A 25288-nucleotide genomic window follows, 5' to 3' on the forward strand; every position below is an offset into this window, starting at 1 on the left:
CTCCCTGCGTCCGACCTGGGCTAGCGTCGCGTGTCCCAGCGGAACCAGCGGCGGGTCGCCGAGACACCGACGGCCAGCCACAACAGTATGATCAGCGCCGGTCGCCCCGCCTCGGCCAGTACGCCGACGAAGTCGCGCGGCGCCTCGGCGCCGGTGGTGCCGACCCAGCCGAGCCGGACCAGTTCGAGCACCGGAGTAAGCGGCAGCATCTGGAACAGTCTGGCGACCCCGTCCGGGAGCGAATCCACCGATCCGGTGAAGCCCGACCCGATCATCGACAGGATCAGCACCGGCATCGTGGTGATCTGTGCGGTCTCCACCGTCCTGGTGAAGCCCGACGACGCGGCCGCGAGCAGGACGAAGACGGCACCGCCGGCCAGTACCGCGACGAGCAGCAGCGGAAGGTTGACCGGCACCGGCAGGTCGAAGAAGACCGTCGCCGCGACGACGGTGAGCACCACCTGGGCCAGGGCTAGCACCAGGGCCGGGACCGCCGTGCCGACCAGGATCTCGCCGTCGGTGACCACTCCGGTACGCAGCCGCTTGAGCACCCGCTCCTCGCGCCGGGCGACGTAGGTGGTCACCAGGTTGTAGTAGACGACGTAGAGCAGGACGAAGCCGAACATGCCGGTGGCGAGCAGCGCTCCGGTGGAGACGTGCCCGTCGCCGCTGAGGAAGGTCGAGAAGAGCCCCACCGTGGCCAGCGGCAACAGCAGCGCGGTGGTCGCGGCGGTCCTGTTGCGTAGCAGCAGGACCAGCTCCGCCCGGCCGAGCGCGCCGATCCGGCGCAGGCTCGCCCGGCCGAACCCGAGCCGCCGGACGAGGCCGCCGCCGCTGGTCGCCTTCGCCGGTGCCGTCATCGGACCTCCTCCTCGACCGATCCACCGGAATGCGCCACCGCGAGGAACGCCTCCTCCAGGGACGCGGACCGGGCGTCCAGCCCGGCCAGGTCGAGGCCGCGCCCGTTGGCCCAGCCCAGCAGCGTGGTCAGCGCGGGTTGCAGCGCGTCGGTGTAGAGGGTCAGCCGGCCGCTGGGCGCGGCCGGCGCACCGGCCGGCGGCGGCTGGGCCCCGGGCAGCGCCGGCAGCTCCGCCGGGTCGAGCCCGTCCGGCAGCGCGAAGCTGATCCGGGCCGGGTGCGCGGCCACCACCTCGGCGACGGTACCGGCCGTGACGATCCGGCCCCGGTGCATGATCGCCAGCCGGTCGGCGAGTTCCGCCGCCTCCGCGAGATAGTGCGTGGTGAGCAGGACCGTGAGGCCGTCGACGAGCAACGCCCGGACCAACTGCCAGGTGTTGTGCCGGCTCTCCGGGTCCAGCCCGGTGGTCGGCTCGTCGAGGAAGAGCACGTCCGGCCGACCCAGGATGGCCATCGCCAGATCGAGCCGGCGCCGCTCACCGCCGGAGAGCTGCTTCACCTGGGTACGCGCCCGGTGGCGCAGGTCCACCAGCTCCAGCACCCGGTCGACCGGTTGCGGTTCGGGCAGCGTACCGGCCCACATCCGGGCGGTCTCCGCCACGGTCAGGTCGGCGGGAAAGCCGCCCTCCTGGAGCATCACCCCGGTGCGCGGCCGGACCGCCGCCCGGTCCCGGTACGGGTCCCGCCCGAAGACCCGGACCGTGCCGCCGCTGGGCCGGTCCAGCCCCTCGACCAGTTCCAGGGTGGAGGTCTTGCCCGCACCGTTCGTGCCGAGCAGCGCGAACAGTTCACCCTGGCCGACCGAGAAGGAGACCCCGCGCACCGCCTCGAAGCCGCCGCTGCCGCCGTACCGTCGTCGTAGGTCGCTGACCTGGACGACGGTCGGGTCGGGCGGCGCGAGTCCCGGGTCGATGGCCGTCATCGTCTGGTTCATGGCTCGATTCTTCGGGCCACCGGTCACCGGCGGCAGTGCCACCGATCACCGCTTTCCGTGCGGGGCACCCGGTCGCACCCGTGACGAATGTCAGTCGAGCAGCGCGGCGACGGCAGCCGCCGGGTGCCGCTGCCGGCGGGCACCGAGGGTCAGCCGGCCGGGACCACCGGGACCGGTCGCGGTGGCTGGGTGGACAGGTCGACCACCCGGGCGCTGCCGACCGGCGCGTCGAGCGGTACGGCGGTGCTCTCGACCCGCGCCGAGTTCGGCACCTCCTCGGCCGGGCCCGGGGCCCGTTCCCGCACCCAGACCAGCAGGCCCACCTGGTCGCCGTCGCGGCGCTGGTCGACCCGGTCGATGCCGTCGGCCAGCGCCGACATCGCCACCCGGATCCGCAGTTCGCGGTCGCCGGGCGCCGGACTGCGCTCCAGGGTGAGGCTCAGCGCCGGAACCACCCGGGACGAGGCCGGCCCGCCGCCGCCGCGGTCCGCACCCGCGCACGCCGCCGGCGTTGCCGCCACGGTCGAGAGCACGACCATGGCGGCAACCCGGCGGCGTACGGAACGCATCAGCTCAGGTTACGCACCGCAGCGTAGAGGTTCGAGACCCCGTCACCGAAGTACGGCCCGTAGATCTGCGTCAGGTCGTTGCCGACGTGGTAACTGTTGACGCTGATCGTGTAGCCCGAGTCGCCGTTGAAGTCGGCCAACCAGGCGCCGCCACTGCCACCGCCCTGGATGGTGCAGGCCAGCTTGAGGTCGCCCCAGAGGACGTACCGGAGCGACGTCGCGCCGTCGCAGGTGATCAGATCCTCGCCGTCGAACGGGGAGTTCAGCGGGAACCCGAAGTGCCACACCGACGGGGTCGACGGGCCGTTGATCCGGATGCCCTGGCTGCCGGTGACGTCGGCGAGCCGCTGCCCGGCGTTCAGGTGCATCACCGCGACCCCGACGTCGTACGCCCGGTCGCCGTCGTTGATCCAGCCGTTGAGCGACCACAACTCCCGGGCGGTCCAGGTGCCGAGCGGCCGGTCCCCGTAGTAGTAGTCCGGGATGAAGGTCCAGTTGGTGTTCTGCCAGCCACCGCCGGAGCCTTCGTGCACGCAGTGTCCCGCGGTGAACACGGTGTTGCGGGCCTCGCTGCTGACGACCACGCCCGAGCAGTGCCAGAGCCCTCCGTTGTGCTCGTAGAGCACCTTGCCGTTGGTCAGCGACACGAAGTCGTGCCGCCACGGCCAGGAGGTACCGGTCGGGCCCGCCATCACGGACGCGTCGCCCCGGGCGGCCTTGGCCGGCCCGGCACCGGACTGGCCGTGCAGGTTGGTCGCGGCGGCGCGCGGCGGCAGACCGGCCACGGTGGTCTCACCGAGTACGGAACTCTGCGCGGTCTTGCGGAGTTCGGCGAGCGAGACGCCGTTGTCGGCCGGCCTGGCCGCCGCGATGCGCTCCTTCGTCCAGAACCGGGCGAGAGCGATCTCCGGAGTGCTGCCCAGCGCGGCGGCCTCCGGGCTGAGCTTGACCGACGTCGAGCTGACCCCGGCCGGGTCCACGGGTGCGGCCGCGGCGCCCGCCGTCGTCAGCGTCGACGACAGGACGGTGGCGGCCAGGATGACGATCGTCGCGGTGGTGGTCCGAAGAGATGGTCGTAGTCGCATGGATGTCCCATCTGATGCGAAGCAAATCAGGACCGGCTCTCGAGTGCCACACCGAAGCTATCGAGGAACGTTCATATTGTTCTGTCGCCAGAACGGCAGTGTCGGAAAACTCCCCCGGGCCGCCGGAACGTCGGTCAGGGCTTGCGGGCCACGGCGCCGTAGGCGTCGATCTGCTCGGCCTCGGAGTCGTCCGGGCGCCACTGCGTGATCGGCACCAGGCCGGGTTCCACCATGGTCAGGCCCTCGAAGCAGCTCGCGAGCTGCTCGGGGCTGCGCAGGATGTAGGGAGCTCCGCCGCTCTCCACCAGCTTGTCGGCGCCGTCGACCACCGCCGGGCTGGTGTCGCTGCCGTCCCACAGCACCAGGTGGCTGCCGGAGACGGCGGGTTCCAGTATCCGGCCCACGATGGAGCGTACGACGTCCAGGTCGGGCTCGTAGCCCAGTACGCCCATGAACATCACCGCGACCGGCTTCCGGAAGTCGAGCGCCTCGGCCGCCTTGGCGAGGATCCTCTCCGGATCGTGGTAGTCGGCGTGCACGTAGTTGGTCAGCCCCTCGGAGGTGGTGCTGGCCAGCAGGGCGCGGGCGTGCACCAGCACCATCGGGTCGTTGTCGACGTAGACGATCCGGGACTCCGGCGCGATCTGCTGGGCGACCTCGTGGGTGTTCTGCATGGTGGGCAGGCCCGTGCCGACGTCGAGGAACTGCCGGACGCCCGCCTCGGCGGCCAGGAAGCGCACGGCCCGGATGAGGAAGCGCCGGGACTGCCGGGCCATGACGACGATCTCCGGGTAGACCTCCGCGACGGCGGCCCCGGCGGCCCGGTCGGCCTGGAAGTTGTCCTTGCCGCCCATCCAGTAGTTCCAGATCCGCGCCGCGTGCGGCACCTCGAACTGCAACCTGGCAGCGAGTTCGGGATCCAGGTCGGCCATGGCCAGGCTCCAATGTGAGGGGACCATCGGGTGCGAAGACGGTGCGCAACGAGATCGACATCGTACCCGCGAGGCGGTTGCGAGTTTTTTCACCACGCCGCCGGAGTCGGGGGCGCGGGCGAGCCGCCCGGCCCTCCGGCGACGGTTACCTCCGCCGCGGCAATCCGCGGCCGCCCGCGCCCGGGCGGCCGCAGTCTCGGAGTACCTGAGGGCGCGGCACTGCTCCGACGCGCGCCGCCCCATCACCCGGTACGACGGGAGTCGCCATGTCCACCGTGTCCACCGCAAGCCCCGCGCTGGAGATCCTCTCCACCGCCCTCACCGCGCTCCGGCCCCGGATGGAGGCGGTCAGCCTCGCCATCCACGCGCGGCCGGAGCTGAAGTTCACCGAGTTCCACGCCCGGAAGCTGCTGGCCGCCTGGCTCGCCGAGTCGGGCTTCACGGTGCGGGCGCCACTGGGCGGGCTGGAGACCGCGTTCGCGGCCGAGCACCGGGGCAGCCGGCCCGGCCCGTACGTCGCGGTTCTCGCCGAGTACGACGCGCTGCCCGGCCTCGGGCACGGCTGCGGCCACAACCTCATCGCGGCTGGTGCCGCCGCGGCGGCGATCGCGGTCGTCCGCGCGCTGCCCGATCATCCGGGCACCGTCGCGGTGCTCGGCACTCCCGGTGAGGAGATGGGTGGCGCCGGCAAGGTCCGGCTGGCCGAGGCCGGGGTCTTCGACGGCGTCGACGCGGCACTGATGTTCCATCCCGGCGACCGTTCGCTGACCGCCCGCCCCGGACTGGCCGCGGCGCACCTGCGGGTCGCCTTCACCGGGACCAGCGCGCACGCGTCGATCTCCCCCTGGCTGGGCCGCAGCGCGCTGGCCGGAGCCCAACTGTTCCTCCAGGCGGTCGACGCGATGCGCCAGTTCGTGCCGCCCACCGTACGGCTGCACGGCATCGTCTCGGACGGCGGCGCGGCCCCGAACGTCGTACCGGTGCACGCCGCCGTGGACCTGTACGTCCGGGACCGGACGGCAACCTCGGTCGAGGCGCTGGTCGAGCGGGTCCGTAACGCGGCCGACGGCGCGGCGCTGGCCACCGGGACGGCCGCGGCGCTCCACGAGACCGGCCCGATGTACGCCGAACGCCGCAACAACACGGTGCTCGCCGAGCGGTTCGGTGCGGCGGTACGGGCGCTCGGGGTGGAGATCCTGCCCGGTGACCCGGCCGGCCCGGCGGGCTCCTCCGACATCGGCAACCTCTCCGGGCTGCTGCCGGTCATCCACCCGTACATCCAGATCGCCGAACCCGGCACGCCGAGCCACTCGGCGGCGATGCGCGAGGCGGCGGCGACGCCCTTCGCGCACGACCGCACCCAGATCGCGGCGACCGGACTGGCCCGGGTGGTCGCCGAGCTGCTCACCCGGGCGGAGTTGCTGGCGGCGGCGCGGGCGGAGTTCGCCGCGCAGGCCGAGGTGCGGGCCTGACGAGTTGCCGACCATACACTCACCGCCATGTCGGTTGTGATCCTCCTGGCGGGGGTGGGCCCCGACCGATTTCCCGTCGTCGTGTCACCGCTGGCCGAGCTGGCGGCGAGCCTGCACGTGCTGACCGGCCACCTCCACCATCCCGAGCACGCGTCCTGGGCGGCCGAGGTCTCCCGGGCCGCCCCGCCCGCCTTCCGGGCCGGGCTACTGCGGTTCGCACCACTGTGGACCGCGCTGCGCTGGCGGGCCTTCTATCCCGGGCTCGGCACGGCAGCACCGGCCGCGCCGCTGACCCGGCTCCCACTGCACCTTTCTCAACCTGGACCGCGCGGCCCTCACACACCGCGTCCGACCTCGCGCTCCGACGGACCGCAAGGGGAGGTTGAAAGAGGTTCACTGCACCGGTTCGCCGAACTCACCGCGTTCACCTGCGCCAGCGGCTACCACGGCTTCGACTTCGGCCGGGTGCTGCACGACCCGACCCAGGCCAGTGCGCTGCGGCAGGCCGCGTCCCGGCTGCCGGAGCCGCACCTCAGGCTCGCCGAGGACCTGTTGCGGGACCCCGAGGCGCTCCGCGCCGACGTACTCGACTTCCTCGGCCTGTGCCACCGGGTCTACTTCGGCGACCTCTGGGCCGAGACCGAGCCCCTCCTCACCCGGGCCGCGCACCGGGTGCGCCAGCGCCTGGCCGACGAGGGTCCGGCGGCCGCCCTGGTCGGACTGAGCCCGTCCACCGCGCGGACGGCCACCCCGTCGACCGGGCCGGCCCGGGTCGTCTTCGACAAGGTGCACCACGCGGTGATCAGGCCGTCCTGTACGCCGGTCCTGCTCATCCCCACCCGGTACGGCGCACCGCACCTGCTGGTGAAGAACGAGCCGGGGCTGCCGCCGGTGGTGCACTTTCCGGTCGAGGCGCCGGAGGTCGGCGTCACCCTGGCCCGCAGCCGCCTGCTGGCCCTCACCGACCCGCGTCGGGTACGCCTGTGCCGGCTGATCGCCCGGCAGGCGATGACCACCGCCGACCTGGCGGACCGGCTGTCGATGACCCGGCCCCAGGTCTCCCGCCATCTGCGGGTCCTGCGCGACCTGGGACTGGTGCGGGTGGAACGGCACGGTCGCTACGTGCTCTACGGGCTCGACCTCACGGCGGTCGAACGCATCGGGCGGGACGTGGCGACGGCATTGCAGTACTGAGGTCACCCGGGGGCGGACCCTGCGAGGATGGGGCGGTGGATCTGGAATCGGGCGCCGGGCTGCTGCACCGGCTGACGTCGTACGAGCCGGGCCGGCGCTGGGACGTGCCCGTCGACGACCCGCGGGTCCGGCACGACCTCGTGCCGAACGATCCCGGCACCCGGCCGCCACCGATGAAGGCGTACCACGGGCTGCCCGCCGTGCCGCTGCCGCGCGAGCTGCCGGATCCGGGGGTCTCCGCGACCTCGGTGCTGGCCGGGCAGCCGGCTCCGGCACAGCCGCTGGACGCCGCACAACTGGGCCGGGTGCTCTTTCTCGGCGCCGGGGTGGTCCGGGTCGCCGAGCGCGACGGGGTCACGGTGCCGTTCCGGGCGTCCGGCTCGGCGGGCGGGCGCTTCCCGCTCGAGGTCTACGCCAGTACCCGGGGCGTGGCCGGCATCCCCGACGGAGTCCACTGGTACGACGGGCGCGAGCACGCCCTGGTGCGGGTCGGCCCGGCGGCCGAGGGCGGCACCAGCACACTGGTCGTCACGGGTGTGCCGTGGCGGACGGGCTGGCGCTACGCCGAGCGGGGCTGGCGGCACCTCTACTGGGACGCCGGCACGCTGCTCTCGCAACTCGGCGCGGGGGCGGCGAGCGCCGGGCTGCGGCCGCGGCTGCACAGCCGGTTTCCGGACGCGCGGCTGCGGACGCTGGTCGGCGCCGACGGGATACACGAATACCCGCTCGCTCTGCTCTGTCTCGGGGACGGCGAGCCCGCGGTGGCACCCACCGGTCCGGCCGCCGCCGGTGAACTGCCGCCGGTCGAACTGCCGCTCTGCACCGCCGCGCAACGCGCGGGCGAGCGTGACGACCTCGGCCCGGCCTGGCCGGAGGGGCCGGAGCTGCCGGACGTACCGGCGGCGGAGTCCGTGGACGAGGTGGTCCGGCGGCGCGGCTCGCAGCGCCGGATGGACCGGCGCCGGACGCTGCCCCGCGCGCTGCTGGACTGGCCCCTGCGGGCGGCACTGCGCGGTGTCGAGGTGCCGCACTGGGTGGCCGTGCACGGTGTCGACGGGCTGTCCCCGGGGATCTACCGGTGGCCGGACCTGGAGCGTCCGGTGCGCGCCGGTGACCACCGTGCCGAGTTGCTGCGGGTCTGCCTCGACCAGGGCCTCGCCGGCGACGCGGCGTACGTCGTCATCGCGGCGACGCCGCTGGCCGGGCTGGACGACCGTGGCTACCGCGACGCGCAGTTGGCCGCCGGCCTGGTGGAGGGGCGGCTGCACCTCGCGGCGTACGCCCTCGGGGCCAGCGCCAGCGGCATGACCTTCGTCGACACGGAGATACCCGGGCTGCTCGGCGAGCCCGAGGATCTTGCGGCGCTGCTGTTCACCTGCGTGGGGGTGCCCGGGTACCGATCGCGGCGTGCCGGCGACCCCGGCGCCCCCGCGGCGTTCCGGCCGGTCACGCCCCGGGAGTAGCCGGCGACCCCGATGTCCCGAGGGCGTACCGGCCGGTCACGCCCCGGCTGCGGGAGGAGTAGCCGGCGACCTGCCCGGCCGACGCGGTCGCCCCGTGGCGCCGGCCACCCGGGTGCGCCAGTGAGGGCGCCGCTGCTACCGAAGGTGACGATCATCACGGGCGCCTCCCAGGTCAGGAAGGGAATGCCGGTCTTCTGACTACCCTGTGAAACCGGTGAGCGGGAAGATCACCGCACCGCGCAGCAGCCGTCCGGGGGGAAGCACCAGCATGACCGGCACCGCCACACGCTCCTGGCAGGGCATGACGATTCCGGCACCCGGCACCTACCTCCTCGACCCCGCGCACAAGCGGGTCGGGTTCCTCGCCCGGCACATGATGGTGAGCCCGGTACGCGGTGAGTTCGGCGAGGCGACCGCGCAGATCCTCGTCGAACCGGACCCGTTGGAATCCTCGGTGACCGCGACGATCCGGACGGCCAGCATCGGCACCGGCAACGCCGACCGGGACAAGCACCTGAGCAGCGCCGACTTCCTCGACGTGCTGCGGTACCCCACCCTCGAGTACCGCAGCACGGGGATCAGGTGGCAGCCGGACCGGAATGATTCGATCTTCTACTGGGCCCGGCTGCGTAGCCAGCGCCCGGGTCGACGCAGCGAGGTCACCGTGCCGGCGCAGGCTGACCGGACGTCCGGCCGGTTCGTGCTGACCGGAGAGCTGACCGTCAAGGGGATCACCCGACCCGTGGACCTCCAGGTGGAGTTCGGCGGCGCCCGGCGCGACCCGTACGGCCAGGACATCTTCGGGTTCAGCGCGACCGCCGAGATCGAGCGTGAGGACTACGGACTGGTCTGGAACGTGGCCCTGGAAAGCGGCGGCGTGCTGGTCGGAAAGAGCGTACGGATCGAGATCGCCGGCGAGGCCATCCGGCAGTCCGGACCGCGCATTGGGCCACGGGCCGGGTACGCCGGTGAGTGAACCTTTTTCAACCCGAACCGCTTGGGCGATGATGGCTTAGTCGCCCACCGTCAGATTCGAGTGTCCGGTGCTCTGGTACCCCTCCGTTGCGAGGATCATATAGTAGCGGAAACTGCCCAGGTTCATGCCATTGTTGGCCCACGCGTCAAAGTGGTTGCCCGTGGTTATGGTCCCGCTGCTCCTCTTCGACTGCCGGACACTCCAGAACCGAGGGAACGTCGTGATGCCCTCGACGGAGGCAGCGTTGTATCGCATCGTCAGGTAGATGTCGTACGTGCCGCCGTCGCTGGTGACTGCGCCCCTGCGAATGCCTATGGGCCGGTAGTCGCCCCAGTTGTCGACGATGATGTACTCCACGAGTGGGTTGGACGTCCACCCTTGGAGAGCCAGATAGCCGTCGGAGGTGTTGAAGCTGCCGGAGTAGCTCACGCTCCTGCGCCCGCCGCTGCTCCAGCCCTTACCACAGACGAAACTCCCGCAGTTGGTCCATGACGTGCGGTAACTTCCACCGGAGTCCAAAGTCATCGAGACCGATCCACCGCCATCGGTCCAGAACGAATAGTAGTAGCCGTCCTCCATGCCGGTTTGGGTCGTGGTGATGGTCGTCGCGGCGTTGGCAGTTCCGTGCAGCATGGTTGTGGCCGTGACCAGCCCCAAGGCGCCGGCGCCGAGGACGAAGCTCCTGCGCGTGATCGGGTTGGTGGGGGCATTGTTCAGGGCCATACTTCTCTCCTCGTTACGCTTCCCGATGTGGAGGCTGGTGAGCGGCCGGGTCGTCGGATCGGCGGTTGTCGAGAACTGCCAAAAACTGCCGGCCGATACGGTCCGGGCCCGCGACGGACGGATCCGCCACGGGCCCGGACCGGTTGGTGCTGCCGTCAGTTCGGGGCGTGCACCCCGTTGGCAGCCCAGTCCCTGGTCGCACCACGGACGTACATGGTCGACGACTGGTTACCGGAGAAGTACTGCTGGATGGAGCCGGCGAACGGCGTGCTGGAGGCGTTCCGGCCGTACACGTCGGTGTAGACCGTGGTCGGGCCGCTGTTCTGCACCTGGAAGGTGCCCGGCCGGAACTCCCGCAGGGTGCCCTTGAACGGCGAGCGCGGGTCGTCCCAGGCGAGGTTCTGTCCGGCCTGCCGGGCCTGGTTGCAGTAGTCGCCGCCCGCGAGGTCCGTGTAGCACAGGTCCACGATCCGGCCCAGGTTGTTCGGCTTGGTCGGGTCGTAGTAGCGGGACGGGTTGACCACGTAGAACAGCGGTGCGAGGCGGAAGTTCAGCCCGGACCCCGTCACCTGGAAGTCGGAGAACCAGAAGTCGTCCATGTCGGAGACGGTGAACGGCACCGGGTTGGGGTAGAGCGGGTCGTAGTGGGTGCGGCCCTCGCGGATCGCCTGCACACAGCCCGGCTCGGTGATCAGCCGGCCCAGCGAGCGGGTGTCCGACGGCGAGTCCGCCGGCACCGGGGGCGCGACGTTGATGAACGCGCCGCCGAAGCCCGGGCATTCGCTCGGGCTGAAGCCGCCGGCCCGGCCGAGCGGGATCATCGCGTTGTACCGGGCCTCGGTGACCTGGCCACCGTTGCTCGCCGTGCAGCGCTGGTTGAAGAGCAGCTCGTGGACGTTGTTGCTGAACGCGTCCGGCGAGTGGGTGCCCTGGTGGAACTTGAGCAGGGTGTCGCAGACGGCGATCGTGGTGCCCTGCGGCGGGAAGAAGCTGGTGCCGTTGTCACCCTGGATCACGTTGGTGTTGTTGACCGAGAGCACCTTGTGCCCGACGTGGTCCTCGTGCCGGTGGCTGTTCTCCGGCATGTTGTCCAGCATCACCTCGCTGGTGTAGCCGAAGGCGGGCCAGCCGACGGTGCTGTACAGGTCCGAGTTGCGCGGGTCGTCACCGTGTTCGTGACCGAAGTTACAGCCACTGGGATCCCGGGTCGGATGCCAGGTCGGATAGACCTTGCCGTCGGGGCCGTACGTCCAGTAGCGGGCGTGGATCTCGACAGAGCACTCGCCGGACCTCGGCAGGTACCCCTTCTCGTTGGCCGTGGCGATCAGGTCGTACGCCCGGCTGGTCTCCGCTCCCGCCGGCGGCAGGGCGGTGCCCCAGGTGGGGTTGCCGGGCGGCGGCGCCGAGGTCGGCGGTGGGGTGTTGGGTGGCGTCGTCGGTCCGGTGGTGGGGTTGGGGCCGGGGGCCCCGGTGCAGGCGGTGCCGTTCACGGCGAAGCTGGTCGGCGCGGGGTTGCTGCCGTTCCAGGACCCGTTGAAGCCGAACGAGACGCTCGCTCCGGTGGCAATGCTGCCGTTGTAGGTGGCGTTGCGGGCGGTGACCTGGCTACCGCTCTGCGACACGGTGCTGTTCCATGCCTGGGTGACCCGCTGGCCGGCGTCGTAGCTCCAGGTGAGCGTCCAGGAGCTGATCGAGTCGCCGACGTTGGTGACGGTGACCGTCGCGGTGAAGCCGCCCTGCCATTGCGAGCCGACCGTGTAGGTGACGCCGCAGCCGGCGGCAGCCGCCGCGGGTCCGGCGACGGTGATCGCCGCTCCGCTGGCGACGACCACGGCTGCCACGGTCACGGCTGACCACAGCCGGGACCGGGGACGGTGTAGGCGCATTGCTGGTCCTCCGAACGATGGTGGGTGGATCGACGGGGAACGTGGACCCCGGCAGGCGGGTGTGCCGGACGGCGGGGACCGGGGCCTGCCCGTCCGGTGGCGGGCGCGAGCCGCGCGGGTCACCGGAGCGGCCGGGCGGGTGACCCCGGCGGGGGTGCCGGTGTATCACCATCGATTGATTTACATCTATGTTACTGGCCGGGTCGGGACTGTCAACGCGTATCGGCCGGTCCGGTCGAAATCGGAATTGATGCAGGTAGATGTATATCGCATCGGTGGGGAGGGGGTGCGGCCACCCCGGGTCCCGGGCGCCAGCACCGACGCCCGACCGCCGTGCTCGCCTCCGCCACGGAAAATCCTCCAGGGTCCGCTTGCTGCCCGCCGGATCTCCGGTTTGTCGGCGCGATCGACGTTTACCCGCCCGCCGCGCGGGAACGGCTACCGCCATGAACGTTCGGGTGGCCGGGTGCCGACACGGTCGGCGGATCATCGGTGTACGGCGGGTCGCCGGCGGCCGGGACGGCGGGGCCGACCGGTGACGGCGGTACGGGGCGGCACCGGGTCGGGGCTGCGGGTGGTGGTGGTCGGCGCGACCGGCAACGTGGGGACGAGTCTCGTCGAGGCGCTCGGCCGGGACCCGGCGGTCGGCACGATCGTCGGGGTGGCGCGGCGGCCACCCCGGTGGCGGGCCCCGAAGACCGAGTGGGCCGAGGCGGACATCGTCGCCGCCGACCTCGTCGAGATCTTCGACGGCGCCGACGCGGTGGTGCACCTCGCCTGGCTCTTCCAGCCCACGCACCGACCGCTGACCACCTGGCGGGTCAACGCCGTCGGCGGGCGGCGGGTCTTCGCCGCAGCGGCCCGGGCCGGCGTACCGGCGCTGGTGTACGCCTCCTCGGTCGGGGCGTACTCGCCGGGGCCGAAGGACCGACCGGTGGACGAGAGCTGGCCGACCGACGGCTGGCCCACCGCCGGATACACCCGGGAGAAGGCGTACCTGGAGCGGGCCCTCGACGCCTTCGAGCGGCGGCATCCGGAGATGCGGGTGGTACGGCTGCGGCCCGGGTTCATCTTCAAGCGGGAAGCCGCCAGCCAGCAGCGTCGACTCTTCACCGGCCCGCTGCTGCCGGGCCGGCTGGTGCGGCCGGGGCTCGTACCGGTGCTCCCCGACCTGCCGGGGCTGCGGTTCCAGGCCCTGCACTCGGCGGACGCCGCCGAGGCGTACCGGCTGGCGGTGCTGCGCGACGTGCGCGGGGCGTTCAACGTGGCCGCCGAGCCGGTCGTCGACGGGCGGCTGCTCGCCGACATCCTGCGGGCCCGCCCGGTACGGCTGCCGTCCGGACCGGTCCGGGCCGCCCTCGCGCTGGCCTGGCACCTGCACCTGGTGCCGGCCTCCCCGCACCTGCTCGACGCGGTGCTCCGGCTGCCGGCCATGGACACCACCCGGGCCAGGACCGAATTGGGCTGGACACCCCGGTACACCGCCCGCGAGGCGATCGAGGAGTTCCTGCACGGACTACGCACCACCGGTGGGATGCCGACGGCACCGTTGACGCCCCGGCTGAACGGTGGCCGGCTCGCCGAGGCCGGCACCGGCGTGGGCGAGCGCCCCTGACCGGGACCCGGCGGAACCTGCCAGCCCCTCAGACCCGGGTGACCCGGACCGCGTCGGCGACGACGTAGCCGGTGCCGCTGGTCCACCGGCTCACACCCACCCGGTCGCCGTCCCCGGCGGCCAGCGTGAAGACGCCGAGTGACACCCACTGGCCACCGGTGAGGCGCTGGTTCACCCGTACGGTCTGGTTGCCGCTCGTGCTGGCGACGACGAACGGGGTGGAGTCGTTGTAGTCCGGGTTGGCCGCGTACCAGACCGAGACCTCGTAGCTGGCCGTCTCCGGGACGTTCACCCTGTACCACGCGACGTCGCTGGCCAGGACGGGGTCGGCGAAGCGGTAGTCGGCGCCGTACCGCTGGCTGGAGTAGGTGGACGTTCCCCAGTTGGCGCTGGCGGTGAACCGGCCGGCGGTGCTGTTGTCGACGATGCTGCTCCAGACCGGCGGCTGGCCGCCGCCACCGTCGGCGGAGACGTCGAGATAGTTACGGTCGATCCGGATCTGCACCCCGCCCCAGGTCTCGTAGACGTCACCGGCGTACTGGTGCAGCCGTTGGTGGTCGGCGTAGTACTCCGCCGGGCAGTACGGGCCGGCGTCGAGGTTCGCCGCGCCGTTCCACCAGGCGAACCAGAGCTGGTCCACTCGGGTGTAGGCCGGGTCGTTGTACGCGCCGCACAGGTCCGCGACCCCGGACGAGCCGCTGGAGTACATCCCCGAGAGGTAGCCGAGCGCGTGCAGCCGTTCCGTCCAGCCGGACAGGTACGACAGCACGGCGGCCTTGCACGACGCGTTCGACGGGTAGTGCTCGATGTCGTTGTAGATCGTGCTGCCGGCGAGGATGCCGAGGGCCTGTGCGGCGTTCACCGCGCTGGTCGCCCGGCTGGCGCCCTGGGATCGCGCCGTGGCCGGGTCGCTGGACATCTTCGGCGTCCGGGTGCCGCAGGGCGCCTGGCGGTCGAGTTCGATGGGGATCAGGCGCCAACCGTTGTTGGTCTGGTTGGTCACCCAGGTCGCGGTCAGGTTGGGTTGGGAGCACGAGCGGCTGGCACCGCTGATGTAGATCCCGACGGCCCGGTACGGCGAGCTGGCCCGCCAGGCGTTCATGGTGGACTGGGACGGGGCGGCGCAGGTGTCGAAGCCCCGGCCCAGGAAGGTACCGGGTTGCGGGCCGGCCGCCGCCAGCGGCGCGACCGCAGCGGCGGGTCGGGTCAGCGACCCGAGGGCGGAGGATGTCAGCGGCACCGCGTCCGGTCCGAGGGTCGCGGCGGCGAGGATCCGTCGGACGAGGCCCTCGGTCAGCGGCGTGTGCACGGCGGTGACGAGCACGCCCGCGTCCCGGACCGCGACCTGGATCGCGTCGTCCCGGGACAGCGGCGCGGCCACGGTCGCCGCGCCGGCCGCCGTGGTGGCGGCGGTCGGCAGCCGGTCCGCCGAGCGGGCGTCGATCGGTTCGAGGAGCAGCCCTGCGGTCCGCCCGACGAGTCGGGCGGGACACTCGGACTGGTCGCCCGGATGGCCGAGGTAGACGGCGGGGCGGTCGAACCGGACGCAGGCGTGCGGTCGGGCGGCGAGGTCGACGACCTGCCAGCTCTCCGGCACGGCGACCCGGTAGCCCTGGTAGCTCACCGTCCGGCTGCCCTCGGGCGCGATCGGGCCCTCGACGAGGCCGGCCCGGGCCGGCATGACCGCCATCGTCGAGCCGGCGACCACGGCCGCGAGGCCGGTCAGGCCCGCCATGGTTCTCTTCATCCGAGCCTCCTGGAGAAATCCTTACCCGAAGCCGCGATATTTGGAAAATTCTTACCAGACATCGACGCCGACCGCTAGTAGTGCTTTGGTGGGTTCGGTGGCGTTTATGCGGTGCGCTGGCCTCACGGGCTGTCGACGTCGACGCGGACGCCGGTCCAGGCCGCCCGGACAGCAACGGCCGCCCCGGAGTGGCGCAGGCGATCGAGACCGACCGCCGCTCCGACACGTGGGACCACAAAGACCACAACGAACTCCATGACCGTAACAGTGACGGCCGTCACCTCGACCGGAAGCATCTACGCAACCCAGCGGTAACGCTGCGGCAACGGCTGCGCATGTCGAGGAGAGACCGATGACAGACCTTCGGAACGCGCCGGACCGGCTCCGGGGCGGCCCCCGCCCGCCGGGCGCCCCGGGGCGGGGTACGGGTGGCCGGCGGCGGGTCACGGCGCTCGCCTGCGTACCGCTGATCGCGCTCGCCGCGGTCGGCTGTGGCCGCAACGACGGCGGAGGCGGCGATGCCGCGGCCGTGAAGTATCCGACCCGGACGATCCAGTTGATGGCGCCGGCCGCGCCCGGCGGCGGCTGGGACAGCACCGCCCGCGCACTACAGAAGACGCTGACCGACGGCAAGCTGGTCACCGAGTCGGTCGAGGTGACCAATGTGACCGGTGCGGGCGGCACCCTCGGCCTGTCCCAACTGGTGACGAAGAACCGGGGCGACGCACACCACCTGATGGTGACCGGCCTGGTGATGATCGGCGGCGTACTGACCAACAAGTCCCCGGTCAACCTCGGGCAGACCACCCCGATCGCGACGCTCACCGCCGAGCAGGAGGTCATCGTCGTACCGGCGAACTCGAAGTACGCCACCCTGCAGCAGTTGATGGCCGACGCCAAGGCCAACCCGGCATCGATCAACTGGGGTGGCGGCTCCGCCGGTGGCACCGACCAGATCCTGGTCGGACTGCTCGCCAAGGCGGCCGGCGCCGATCCGAAGGCGATGAAGTACGTCGCCTACTCCGGCGGCGGCGAGTCGAAGGCCGCGCTGCTCTCCGGTGACCTCACCGCGGCGGTCTCCGGCGCCAGCGAGTACGCCGACCTGGTCGCCGGTGGCCAGGTCCGGGCCCTCGCGGTCTCCGGCGCCACCGGCATCGACGTCGGTGCCGGCAAGCCCGCCCCCACCATCAAGGAGTCCGGGTACGACGTCGAGCTGATGAACTGGCGCGGCCTCGTCGCCGCACCGGACATCTCCGACGGCGAGCGGGCCGCCATCATCGAACTGGTCGACAAGCTGCACGCCTCGGAGCAGTGGAAGCAGACCCTCGCCGCGCAGAAGTGGGATGACTTCTACCGCAGCGGCGACGAGGCGGAGGCGTACTTCGAGCAGGAGAGCAAGCGGATCACCGAGGTCCTGACCGAGATCGGACTGGCCGGCTGATGCCGTCGGAGTCGCAGACCGGGACGGGGGCGGTCGAGCCGGCCGCCCCCGTCCCGGCGCCCCGGGGAGCCCGGATCCTCGGGGCCGTGCTGCTGGCGGGCGGGCTGTTCCTGTTCTGGACGGCGTACCGGGCCGCCGGCGGGGACTACTCGGTCTCCGGGCCGTGGCTGGCCCCGCTGGTGGTGACGACCGGCTGGGTGGTGCTGGCCGGGTGGTATCTGCTCACCCAGTTCCGCACACCGGCCCGGGTCGAGCCGACCGGCACCCTGGGCCCGGACCCCTCCCCCGGCACCCTCGACGAACCCACCACCGACCAGGACGCCACCGCGGGACGGACCGGCACAGCCGAGCAGACCGACACAGCCGAGCAGACCGGCGCGACCGAGCGGAACGCCGAGCCGGCGGCGGACGTACGCTGGCTTCCGCCGGTGCTGCTCAGCGCGGCGCTGCTCGGCTACGTGCTGCTGCTCGACCCGGCCGGCTTCGTGCTCGCCTCGGCGCTCTTCTTCGTGGCCTGTGCCCGGATCCTCGGCAGCCGGCACTGGCTCCGGGACGTCGCGGTCGGTGTGCCGCTCGCGGTCGGCGTCTACTACGGCTTCACCCGGGGACTCGACATCACGCTGCCGGCCGGGGTGTTGCCGCTGTGAACGTCTTCGGCGACCTGCTCGGCGGCTTCGGCACCGTCCTGGAGCCGCAGTACCTGCTCTACGCGGCGATCGGCGTCACCCTGGGCACCTTCGTCGGGGTGCTGCCCGGGATCGGCCCGGCGCTGACCATCGCCCTGCTGCTGCCGGTCACCTTCAACCTGGACGACCCGATCGGCACGTTCATCATGTTCGCCGGCATCTACTACGGCGCCATGTACGGCGGCTCCACCACCTCGATCCTGCTGAACACCCCGGGCGAGTCCGCCTCGGTGGCGACCGCGATCGAGGGGTACCAGATGGCCCGGCGCGGCCGGGCCAGGGCGGCACTGGCGACGGCGGCGATCGGCTCGTTCGTCGCCGGCACCATCTCGACGCTGCTGCTGACCCTCTTCGCCAAGCCGGTGGCCGCGCTCGCGGTCGAGTTCCGCGCGGCGGACTACTTCGCGCTGACCCTGCTGGCGATGGTGGCGGTCACCGCCCTGGTCGGCCGCTCGCTGGTCCGTGGCCTGATCTCGCTCTGCCTCGGCCTCCTCCTCGGCCTGGTCGGGCTCGACGAGCTGACCGGGCAGGCCCGGTTCAGCTTCGGCACCCTGGAACTGCTGGACGGCATCGACGTTGTGGTGATCATCGTCGGGCTCTTCGCCATCGGCGAGACGCTCTACGTCGCGAGCCGGCTCGGACAGTTGCCCGACCGGGTCACCCCGCTCGAACCGGCCCGGGGCGGCTTCGGCTGGCTGAGCCGACAGGACTGGGCGCGGTCGTGGCGGCCGTGGCTGCGCGGCACCGCCGTCGGCTTCCCGTTCGGCGCGCTGCCCTCCGGCGGCGCCGACATCCCGACCTTCCTCTCCTACACCTACGAGCGGCACCGGGCGAAGAACAAGGCCGAGTTCGGCAAGGGGGCGATCGAGGGGGTCGCCGGGCCGGAGGCGGCGAACAACGCGGCCTTCTCCGGGGTACTCGTGCCGCTGCTCACCCTCGGCATCCCCACCTCGGCGACCGCGGCGGTGATGCTGGCGGCGTTCCAGATCTTCAACGTGCAGCCGGGGCCGCAGCTCTTCGACAAGTCCCCGGAGCTGGTCTGGGCGCTGATCGCCTCGCTCTACGTCGGCAACGTACTGCTGCTCCTGCTGAACCTGCCGCTGATCCGGCTCTGGGTGAAGGTGCTCCAGATCCCCCGGCCGATCCTCTACGCCGGCATCCTGGTCTTCGCCACCCTCGGCGTCTACGCGGCCACCAACAGCGTGACCCAGGTGCTGATCGCGTACGGGATCGGGGTGGTCGGGTTCTTCATGCGGCACTTCGAGTTCCCGATCGCACCGGTCATCCTCGGCGCCATCCTCGGGCCGATGATGGAACTCCAGTTCCGCCGTACGCTGGTGCTCTCCAACGGGGACCTGAGCGTCTTCGTGACCCGGCCGCTCACCGCCGTACTGCTCGGGCTGGTCGTGGTGGCGGTGCTGGTGCCGTTCCTGCCCCGGATCGTCGCCCGGCTACGCGGCCGGCCGGCCACCGCGCGGCGGCTCGCCTTCGGCGAGGACGACTAGTAGGACCTTGTATCTGGGCGGTCACCGGCATCGGCGCGCCGTGCGCGGCGCCCAGGCCAACGGCCAGGTCGAGATCCTTGACGATTCCAGAAGTGGTGAACGTGGCCCGGTAGTCCCGATTGCGTAGCGCCGTGGACTTGCATGCCAGGAACGGGCTGGCGATGACGGTGGTGCCGAGCGCGTCCAGCAGCACTTCGCGCGGTACGCCGGACGCCTCGGCCATGACCGTGGCCTCGGCGAATGCCTGCAGGGAGCGCGCCGCGGTCGAGCAGTACCGACCGTACCGCGGCACCGTCGGTCGGGCCCGTCACCACTACCGGTGCGCCCGTCACTGCGGCCGTAACGTCGGTCTGAGTGTGTACGGCCGGGCCGCTCAGCGCACGCGCGCCCGCGACTGTGCGGTTCCATACGACGACTTCGCGGCCGGCAGCGGTCCAGCGAGTGACCATGGCGGCGCCCATCCTGCCCGTGCCGAGCAGGGTGACCGGGCGCTGTTCCACGTGTGCCTCCGGCAAGCCCGTCAGGCGGGGTCGGTCATGTTGCCGGTGTTGAGTGAAGCACGGTCGGGCGTCTCGGGTGCCGGGGTGTTGCCGGACGGTGTGGTGTTCGTCTGCTGCTGGTTCGCCCAGAGGGCGAGTAGGCGTAGGTTGTCATGCGAGGTGCTGCCGGGGGCGGTGGTGTAGATGAACAGCGTCTGCTCCTCGTCACCGGGCAGGGCCAGTGCCTCGTACTGAATGGTGATCGGCCCGACGGCGGGGTGCACCATGTGCTTGGTGCCGTGCGTACGCTCGTACACCTGGTGACCGTTCCACCAGGTACGAAACTCCCGGCTCTTGATTGTCAACTCCCCGACCAGCTCGTTGAGCAGGGGGTCGTCGGGGAACCGCCCGGCGTAGAGCCGCAGCGTGCCGACCACCTCGGCCGCCACGGTCGGCCAGTTGAGGAATGCCTCCCGAGCGGCCGGGTCGAGGAACACCCAACGCGTGTAGTTCCGATGCCGGGGCGGCAGGCGGGTCCAGTCGGTGAGCAACGCACGCGCCAGCGTGTTCGATGCGAGGACGTCCGTACGGCGACCGACGACGAAGGCTGGCAGGTCCATCGAGGCGATCATCTGGTGCATCGCGGGCCGGACCCGCTGGGGCGGCATCGGCGTGGCGTGACGCCGGACCGGTCGGGCCAGGTCGGCGAGGTGGGCGCGGGCGGCGGCGTCGAGCTGGAAGACCCGCCCCAGGGCGTCGAGGACTCCTTCGGAGGGGCTGCGGTGCCGACCCTGCTCCAATCGGGTGTAGTAGTCGACGCTGACCCCGGCGAGTTGGGCCACCTCCTCTCGACGTAGACCACGCACCCGTCGTCCGGTCTGGCCGGCATAGCCCGGAATGCCCGCGATTTCCGGTGTCGTGTCCGCCCGGCACTTCCGCAAGAAGTCACCCAGATCTGTACGTCCCGCCATGCCATCAATAATCGCCGTACTGGTCGTGTGATGCCCACGGTCGGGGTGGGCATGTCGTTCCCAGGTAGCGGCGGGAACGGGTCCGTGGAGCCGAGGGCCGCGTCGAGCCGCTCGACCAAGCGGGTCGTGGCTGCGGCGTTGTCGCCGCGCGCCAGGAGCTGCTTGACCAGTTCTCCCGCAGCGGATACAGCCCGGCGAACTTTGGCGGCCTCCCGCAGCCCGGCCAGTTCGAGACGAGCCCCGCGGGAGGCGCCGGTGACGAACCACGTGGCGGGCCCGGAGGCGGGATATGGCATAAGATGCCTCCTTGAGGGCATACATAGCTTCCCTCCCTAAACGGTACGCATTCCACGCCGTCGCAGAGCAGATGCCGGACATCCACCAAGCGGAGCACTACGTGGGGACGACAGGTCACCTAACCGTGAGCAAAACTCCCTCGGTACGGCAATCATGAGGGGGTGACAGTTCCGTTTCGGTCGCCGTTCTCGCTGCTGACCCAGCTCGTGGGCGATCAAGAACAGCTCGGCATCTTCGCGGCGGACGGCTGTCTGGAGAGCTGGCTGGCAGCCGAGCGGGCTCTGGCGCTCGGTCAGGCCACCAGCGGAGTCATCGAGGTCGCCGACGCCGAGGCGATCGTTGCCGCCGCATGCGCCGGCAACATCGATCACGACCGTCTGTGGGCGAAGGCTCGGACCGTCGGATACCCGATCGTCGGACTCGTACGGGAGATCGAGCGCAATCTGTCGGACAGTCTCACCGGACGCGTGCATTTCGGCGCCACCACACAGGACATCATGGATACCGGGCTCGCTCTGCAGCTCTCTCGCTCGCTCTCGGCCCTGGATCGGCGGCTGGGTGATCTCGGCGATGCCATCGCGGAGCAGACGCACCGGTACGCGCACACCGTCATGGCCGCCCGGACCCACGCGCAGCAGGCTGTGCCCACCACCTTCGGCGCCACCTTGGCGACGCTGCTTGCCCAGTTCGCCCGGCATCGCCGACGGTTGGCACAGGCGCATCCGCGGATCGCCGTCGTCTCGCTCTTCGGCGCGGGCGGGACCTCGGCGGCCCTGGGCGAGCACGCTGGCCAGATACGCGCCGACATGGCGGAACGCCTGAATCTGTACGACACCGAGATGCCGTGGCATGCCGATCGGGACGGTGTCGCCGAGTTCGGCTGGCTGTGCGCGACGATCACGGCGGCGTGCGCCAAGCTGGCCCGTAACGTCGTCGACCTGTCCCGTACCGAGATCGGCGAGGTGTCGGAGCCGTATGTCTCCCACCGAGGCGCGTCCTCGACCATGCCGCAAAAGGTGAACCCGATCTCCTCCGAGGCCATCATCGGCCTGTCCGGGGCAGCAGGGGCACTGAGCTCGTCGCTGCTACGCCTGCAGGAAGCCGGCCACGAACGCGCGGCCGGCGAGTGGCAAATCGAATGGCACGTCATCCCGCAACTGGCCGTCCTGGCCGGCAGCGCGCTCGGTGAGGCGTTGACGCTGGTGCGTGGTCTCCGCGTCGACGCCGACCGCATGCGGACGAACCTGCTCCTGGGCGGCGGCACCATCATGGCCGAGGCCCAGATGATGCGGCTCGCCGAGACCATGGGCCACGACCGGGCGCACGCGCTGGTGTACGAAGCTGCTGCGCGGACCCGTCAACGCGGCATCGCGCTGACGCACAGCCTGCGTGAGGTCGCCGAGGAGCAGAACGTGCTGCACCTGGTACCCGATCCACTCATCACGGCCGACGACTACCTCGGCCAGGCCGTTCAGAACTGCGCCCGCGCGGTGAACGCCTGGCAGCGGACGCCCGCCCTGAAGGTCCACGACATCGCCATTAGCGAACTAGCCCGCGAACGGCGTTGAACGGCGCTAGCTCGTCGCCCCTACAGGGACGGTGTTCGGCGCGGCGGCGGATGTCGCCGCCGCTGCCGGCGGGGTGCTGGCGGCCAGCACGTCGGCCCGGGCGGAGGCGGCTCCGCGGACCCACGCCTGGTCCGGACGCCGCGCAGTACCGTGCCACCATCGTCGATGCCACCGCTGGTCCATCGTCAGCGGAACGGGCAATTGTCACAGCGGCCCACCTGGCGGCGAGGGCTTTTCGGACGCGCTCTGCCGGGTGCGGACCGTATCGGTGATCGCAATTCCGGTAAGGACCGCCGTTGCGGCCAAGGCGACCACCAGCGGTGGTACGAGCAGTGCCCCCGGCGCGATGACGGCCAGCACGAGCAGCCCCACCGGCCGGTCTCGGGACACCCGCCTGAGCACGGCGTGTTCGAATTGCGCGCGCCCGACCAGGAAGAGCGCGGGTCCGCCGAGGATGACGGCCGTCCAGTCAGGTGGGGTGTGTCCGAGTGGATGTGCGATGACGAGTTCGACACCGACGGCGGTCACGACGATTCCGGCCATCATGACCATGTGGGCGGACAGCGTCGAGATGGCCAGGCGGAGCGGGTCAGGGGATGCTTCGATAGCCGTGGCAAGTACCTCCCCAGCGCGGTAGATGTAGATCCGCCAGAGCAGCACAGTGATGCCAATCGATGTCAGGAAGGCGGCGCTCTTGTCCACCGCCATGTCGTTACCGCTGAAGGTCAACGAGGTGACCAGGATCAATTCACCGAGTGCGATGATGAAGAACAGGCGATAGCGCTCGGCCAAGTGCTCGGCCACGATCCTCCACTCCGAACTGGATGAGCGGCCCAGGCCGGGCGTGGGCCGGCCGAGGGCGAATGCCACGTAGTCCACGGCCACCGCCAGCGTCCACAGCACGTCGCGCGCCGCGCCGTGCGTGACTGCCCCGACAAGCCAAGGCACGGCCGACACACTGAACCAGCACAGCGCCCGCGCCGGCCGGCGCCTCAGCTTGCGGTCCCGTAGCGCGAACAGGGTGAACAGGGGGCGACCGATCTGGATGGCGACGTATGCCCCCGCGAAGACCAGGCCCCGCTCGCCGAAGGCCGCGGGCACTGCCGCGACCAGAACGAGAGTGCCGACCAAGGTCGCGATGACCAGTACCTGGATCACCGGCCGGTGCGGGTTGTACCGGTCGGTGATTGCCACCGTGATGTACCAGATCCAACCCATGGCGAACAGCAGCACCAGCGTTCGGAACGCGCCACGCCAACTGAGATCACTCGCTAGTACGTGCGAGAGTTGGATGAGCGTGACGACGAACGCCAGGTCAAAAAAAAGTTCCAGGAAAGTCGTCCGCTGCGGCTCGCCGGGTCTCCGCAGGAGTTCGCGCGCCTCGCCTGCCATTCGTCTGCCCGTTCTGTTCGCTTCACCTCGGCATCGAAGTAGTCGTACCACGCAGTCGCTTGGTGCGGATGCGAACAAGCGCGTACTGGACGTTTTCTTGTTCCACTTCGAGGTCCCGGCGGAAGCGACAAACGGTGATCGACAGGCCAGACTACGCGGGCCAGCCGGCAGCTCATCTCCTGAGGGCCGACGAAACAGTCACCGATCCCGCAATGCGTTCAGTGCACCTGGACGACCGTTCTGCCGCGTAGGCCGTCGGCCGCAAGGCGGTCTTTCCGCAAGGCGACCGTGATCACCGGTGACCCCGAGCTCGACGTCCGGCCGAGACCGATGGTCTGGTGACCGGCAGCATCCAGATGGTCGGCGCGACCTTGTCGGTACCCCGCCACGGTCACCTGCCGTGCCCGTCGCACATCGTGAGGATGGCGTTGGCCACCGCGCCGGCCGAGGCCGGGTTCTGACCGGTGATCAACCGTTCGTCCGCGACCACGTACGGCAGCCACGGCGGACCGTGTTCGAACCGCGCGCCCAGCTCGACGAGCCGCGACTCCAGTAGGAACGGGGCCTTCTCCATCGTGCCGTACAGCTTCTCCTCCTCGTTGTCGAGAGCGGTGACCCGGCGGCCGGCGAACAGCCATCCCCCGTCTGGGTCGGTCGCGCTGAGCAAAGCAGCGGGGCCATGACAGACCGCAGCGATGACCGTCCCGGACTCCACCGCCGCAGAGAGCAGGCGGCCCATCGCCGGGTCCTGGTACAGGTCCTCCATCGGCGCGTGCCCGCCGGGAATCATGATTGCGTCGTAGTCGGCAGCATTCACCGCGCCCAGCTTCTGCGGAGACTGCCACTCCTGCGCGATGGAGTCGCAGTACTGCCCGTAGTATTTGCCATTCGGGCTCGCCGGGCTTGACTCCCGGCCGACGGGATCCAGGTTTGGTCGCCGGCCCTCGGGGGATGCGAAGCCGATGTCCGCCCCACTTCGCACGAACACCTCGTGGGGCGCCCCCATCTCTTCGGGAATGAACCCCGCCACCCTGGTGCTGCCGTCGCTCTGGGTCCAGTGATCCGCCCCAGAGAGCACGAACAGGATACTTGTTGTCATGGCCTTCTCCTCTCATTCTGGGTTACTGCATCACGCCCCCCGCAGCGGACTCACCGTCGACGAATCCCCACAGTAGTTACGACCATGCATCGCCAAGAGCGCCCGTCTCGGACCTGTCGAAATCCGGCACGCTCAGGTGGACGAGGACGAACTCAGGTTGTGCTGGTCGCCGGCCGCGTGGAATGTGCTGGGCCGGGGATACGGATTGTGGCTGGAGCCACCGCTCGACGGGGACGCGGAGATCGACTTGGACGAGGCTGCGCCGATGAGCAGGCCGAGCGTTGACTGAGTGGAGTGCGTGACCGAATGGGGTGAGAACGGTGCCGAGGCCGGGCT

General features: G+C 71.0%; 21 protein-coding genes and 2 pseudogenes. 9 read left to right on the top strand and 14 right to left on the bottom strand.

What is annotated here, in order from left to right:
- Positions 1-20: 20 nt before the first annotated feature.
- The 5 genes from ACQEVC_RS31875 to ACQEVC_RS31895 form a co-directional block, all read right to left on the bottom strand.
- Positions 21-860 (bottom strand): ABC transporter permease, encoded by an 840-nt coding sequence (locus ACQEVC_RS31875; RefSeq protein ID WP_432884977.1) that lies wholly within the window; start codon positions 858-860, stop codon positions 21-23.
- Positions 857-1852, bottom strand: a complete 996-nt coding sequence (locus ACQEVC_RS31880; protein ID WP_432884979.1) for an ABC transporter ATP-binding protein — start codon at positions 1850-1852, stop codon at positions 857-859. The genes ACQEVC_RS31875 and ACQEVC_RS31880 overlap by 4 nt, the downstream gene beginning before the upstream one ends.
- Positions 1853-2001: 149 nt before the next feature.
- Positions 2002-2421 carry a hypothetical protein gene (locus ACQEVC_RS31885; RefSeq protein WP_432884982.1) on the bottom strand — a complete coding sequence of 140 codons (420 nt, stop codon included), beginning with the start codon at positions 2419-2421 and terminating at the stop codon, positions 2002-2004.
- Positions 2421-3506, bottom strand: a complete 1086-nt coding sequence (locus ACQEVC_RS31890; RefSeq protein ID WP_432884984.1) for a trypsin-like serine peptidase — start codon at positions 3504-3506, stop codon at positions 2421-2423. Before ACQEVC_RS31890 ends, ACQEVC_RS31885 begins: the two co-directional genes overlap by 1 nt.
- Positions 3507-3640: 134 nt before the next feature.
- Positions 3641-4438, bottom strand: a complete 798-nt coding sequence (locus tag ACQEVC_RS31895) for an SAM-dependent methyltransferase (RefSeq protein ID WP_432884987.1) — start codon at positions 4436-4438, stop codon at positions 3641-3643.
- A 266-nt stretch (positions 4439-4704) separates the two neighbouring features.
- Here ACQEVC_RS31895 and ACQEVC_RS31900 point away from each other — a divergent pair, with 266 nt between their 5' ends.
- The 4 genes from ACQEVC_RS31900 to ACQEVC_RS31915 all read left to right on the top strand — a co-directional run bounded on the left by ACQEVC_RS31900 (position 4705) and on the right by ACQEVC_RS31915 (position 9543).
- Positions 4705-5910, top strand: coding sequence for an amidohydrolase (locus tag ACQEVC_RS31900; protein ID WP_432884989.1), 1206 nt, complete (start codon positions 4705-4707; stop codon positions 5908-5910).
- Positions 5911-5937: 27 nt separating this feature from the next.
- Positions 5938-7104, top strand: coding sequence for a DUF5937 family protein (locus ACQEVC_RS31905; RefSeq protein ID WP_432884991.1), 1167 nt, complete (start codon positions 5938-5940; stop codon positions 7102-7104).
- 35 nt (positions 7105-7139) lie between these two features.
- A complete protein-coding gene (locus ACQEVC_RS31910) occupies positions 7140-8567 on the top strand; it encodes a hypothetical protein (protein ID WP_432884996.1) in 1428 nt (475 codons plus the stop codon).
- 268 nt (positions 8568-8835) lie between these two features.
- Positions 8836-9543, top strand: coding sequence for a YceI family protein (locus tag ACQEVC_RS31915; RefSeq protein WP_432891810.1), 708 nt, complete (start codon positions 8836-8838; stop codon positions 9541-9543).
- 36 nt (positions 9544-9579) lie between these two features.
- On the opposite strand, the gene ACQEVC_RS31920 is transcribed toward ACQEVC_RS31915, so the two are convergent.
- Positions 9580-10266, bottom strand: coding sequence for a glycoside hydrolase family 11 protein (locus tag ACQEVC_RS31920; RefSeq protein ID WP_432884998.1), 687 nt, complete (start codon positions 10264-10266; stop codon positions 9580-9582).
- Between the two features lie 155 nt (positions 10267-10421).
- Complete coding sequence (locus ACQEVC_RS31925) at positions 10422-12113, bottom strand: cellulose binding domain-containing protein (RefSeq protein ID WP_432885001.1); 1692 nt, start codon at positions 12111-12113, stop codon at positions 10422-10424.
- 574 nt (positions 12114-12687) lie between these two features.
- Between ACQEVC_RS31925 and ACQEVC_RS31930 the strand changes: the two genes are divergently transcribed.
- Entirely contained in the window at positions 12688-13767 is a 1080-nt protein-coding gene (locus tag ACQEVC_RS31930) for an NAD-dependent epimerase/dehydratase family protein (RefSeq protein WP_432885004.1), read from the top strand.
- A gap of 28 nt (positions 13768-13795) precedes the next feature.
- Here the strand turns inward: ACQEVC_RS31930 and ACQEVC_RS31935 are convergent, their stop codons facing one another.
- Together ACQEVC_RS31935 and ACQEVC_RS31940 are read right to left on the bottom strand one after the other, a co-directional pair.
- The gene (locus ACQEVC_RS31935; RefSeq protein ID WP_432891813.1) at positions 13796-15091 is read right to left on the bottom strand and encodes a glycoside hydrolase domain-containing protein; all 1296 of its coding nucleotides are present in this window, start codon (positions 15089-15091) and stop codon (positions 13796-13798) included.
- A 545-nt stretch (positions 15092-15636) separates the two neighbouring features.
- Positions 15637-15810, bottom strand: a complete 174-nt coding sequence (locus ACQEVC_RS31940) for a hypothetical protein (RefSeq protein ID WP_432885006.1) — start codon at positions 15808-15810, stop codon at positions 15637-15639.
- 56 nt (positions 15811-15866) lie between these two features.
- Between ACQEVC_RS31940 and ACQEVC_RS31945 the strand changes: the two genes are divergently transcribed.
- From ACQEVC_RS31945 to ACQEVC_RS31955, 3 genes are read left to right on the top strand one after another with little or no spacing between them, the layout of a single operon-like run.
- Positions 15867-16955 carry a Bug family tripartite tricarboxylate transporter substrate binding protein gene (locus ACQEVC_RS31945; protein ID WP_432885009.1) on the top strand — a complete coding sequence of 363 codons (1089 nt, stop codon included), beginning with the start codon at positions 15867-15869 and terminating at the stop codon, positions 16953-16955.
- Positions 16955-17602, top strand: a complete 648-nt coding sequence (locus tag ACQEVC_RS31950) for a tripartite tricarboxylate transporter TctB family protein (RefSeq protein ID WP_432885012.1) — start codon at positions 16955-16957, stop codon at positions 17600-17602. Before ACQEVC_RS31945 ends, ACQEVC_RS31950 begins: the two co-directional genes overlap by 1 nt.
- A complete protein-coding gene (locus ACQEVC_RS31955) occupies positions 17599-19146 on the top strand; it encodes a tripartite tricarboxylate transporter permease (RefSeq protein WP_432885015.1) in 1548 nt (515 codons plus the stop codon). Before ACQEVC_RS31950 ends, ACQEVC_RS31955 begins: the two co-directional genes overlap by 4 nt.
- 16 nt (positions 19147-19162) lie before the next feature.
- Here the strand turns inward: ACQEVC_RS31955 and ACQEVC_RS31960 are convergent.
- The 3 genes and pseudogenes from ACQEVC_RS31960 to ACQEVC_RS31970 form a co-directional block, all read right to left on the bottom strand.
- Positions 19163-19438: pseudogene (locus tag ACQEVC_RS31960) on the bottom strand (NAD-binding protein); the annotation flags it as partial.
- A pseudogene (locus ACQEVC_RS31965) lies at positions 19407-19646 on the bottom strand (NAD(P)-binding domain-containing protein); the annotation flags it as partial. The pseudogenes ACQEVC_RS31960 and ACQEVC_RS31965, both read right to left, overlap by 32 nt.
- A 20-nt stretch (positions 19647-19666) precedes the next feature.
- Complete coding sequence (locus ACQEVC_RS31970) at positions 19667-20596, bottom strand: helix-turn-helix transcriptional regulator (RefSeq protein WP_432885018.1); 930 nt, start codon at positions 20594-20596, stop codon at positions 19667-19669.
- Between the two features lie 458 nt (positions 20597-21054).
- Between ACQEVC_RS31970 and ACQEVC_RS31975 the strand changes: the two genes are divergently transcribed.
- The gene (locus ACQEVC_RS31975) at positions 21055-22461 is read left to right on the top strand and encodes a lyase family protein (RefSeq protein ID WP_432885021.1); all 1407 of its coding nucleotides are present in this window, start codon (positions 21055-21057) and stop codon (positions 22459-22461) included.
- A gap of 204 nt (positions 22462-22665) precedes the next feature.
- Here the strand turns inward: ACQEVC_RS31975 and ACQEVC_RS31980 are convergent, their stop codons facing one another.
- Both ACQEVC_RS31980 and ACQEVC_RS31985 read right to left on the bottom strand, forming a co-directional pair.
- The gene (locus tag ACQEVC_RS31980; RefSeq protein ID WP_432885023.1) at positions 22666-23853 is read right to left on the bottom strand and encodes a low temperature requirement protein A; all 1188 of its coding nucleotides are present in this window, start codon (positions 23851-23853) and stop codon (positions 22666-22668) included.
- A gap of 391 nt (positions 23854-24244) precedes the next feature.
- Entirely contained in the window at positions 24245-24952 is a 708-nt protein-coding gene (locus tag ACQEVC_RS31985; RefSeq protein WP_432885026.1) for a type 1 glutamine amidotransferase domain-containing protein, read from the bottom strand.
- Positions 24953-25288 lie beyond the last annotated feature (336 nt).

It is taken from the genome of Plantactinospora sp. CA-294935 (assembly GCF_050936445.1).
Taxonomy (GTDB): domain Bacteria; phylum Actinomycetota; class Actinomycetes; order Mycobacteriales; family Micromonosporaceae; genus Plantactinospora.

Excerpts from the sequence above, each read along its gene's own strand:
- ACQEVC_RS31920 (WP_432884998.1), bottom strand. The coding sequence starts at position 10,266 with ATGGCCCTGAACAATGCCCCCACCAACCCGATCACGCGCAGGAGCTTC.
- ACQEVC_RS31885 (WP_432884982.1), bottom strand. The coding sequence starts at position 2,421 with ATGCGTTCCGTACGCCGCCGGGTTGCCGCCATGGTCGTGCTCTCGACC.
- ACQEVC_RS31895 (WP_432884987.1), bottom strand. The coding sequence starts at position 4,438 with ATGGCCGACCTGGATCCCGAACTCGCTGCCAGGTTGCAGTTCGAGGTG.
- ACQEVC_RS31970 (WP_432885018.1), bottom strand. The coding sequence starts at position 20,596 with ATGGCGGGACGTACAGATCTGGGTGACTTCTTGCGGAAGTGCCGGGCG.
- ACQEVC_RS31980 (WP_432885023.1), bottom strand. The coding sequence starts at position 23,853 with ATGGCAGGCGAGGCGCGCGAACTCCTGCGGAGACCCGGCGAGCCGCAG.
- ACQEVC_RS31950 (WP_432885012.1), top strand. The coding sequence starts at position 16,955 with ATGCCGTCGGAGTCGCAGACCGGGACGGGGGCGGTCGAGCCGGCCGCC.
- ACQEVC_RS31905 (WP_432884991.1), top strand. The coding sequence starts at position 5,938 with ATGTCGGTTGTGATCCTCCTGGCGGGGGTGGGCCCCGACCGATTTCCC.
- ACQEVC_RS31985 (WP_432885026.1), bottom strand. The coding sequence starts at position 24,952 with ATGACAACAAGTATCCTGTTCGTGCTCTCTGGGGCGGATCACTGGACC.
- ACQEVC_RS31880 (WP_432884979.1), bottom strand. The coding sequence starts at position 1,852 with ATGAACCAGACGATGACGGCCATCGACCCGGGACTCGCGCCGCCCGAC.
- ACQEVC_RS31875 (WP_432884977.1), bottom strand. The coding sequence starts at position 860 with ATGACGGCACCGGCGAAGGCGACCAGCGGCGGCGGCCTCGTCCGGCGG.
- ACQEVC_RS31900 (WP_432884989.1), top strand. The coding sequence starts at position 4,705 with ATGTCCACCGTGTCCACCGCAAGCCCCGCGCTGGAGATCCTCTCCACC.
- ACQEVC_RS31945 (WP_432885009.1), top strand. The coding sequence starts at position 15,867 with ATGACAGACCTTCGGAACGCGCCGGACCGGCTCCGGGGCGGCCCCCGC.
- ACQEVC_RS31915 (WP_432891810.1), top strand. The coding sequence starts at position 8,836 with ATGACCGGCACCGCCACACGCTCCTGGCAGGGCATGACGATTCCGGCA.
- ACQEVC_RS31940 (WP_432885006.1), bottom strand. The coding sequence starts at position 15,810 with ATGCTTCCGGTCGAGGTGACGGCCGTCACTGTTACGGTCATGGAGTTC.
- ACQEVC_RS31890 (WP_432884984.1), bottom strand. The coding sequence starts at position 3,506 with ATGCGACTACGACCATCTCTTCGGACCACCACCGCGACGATCGTCATC.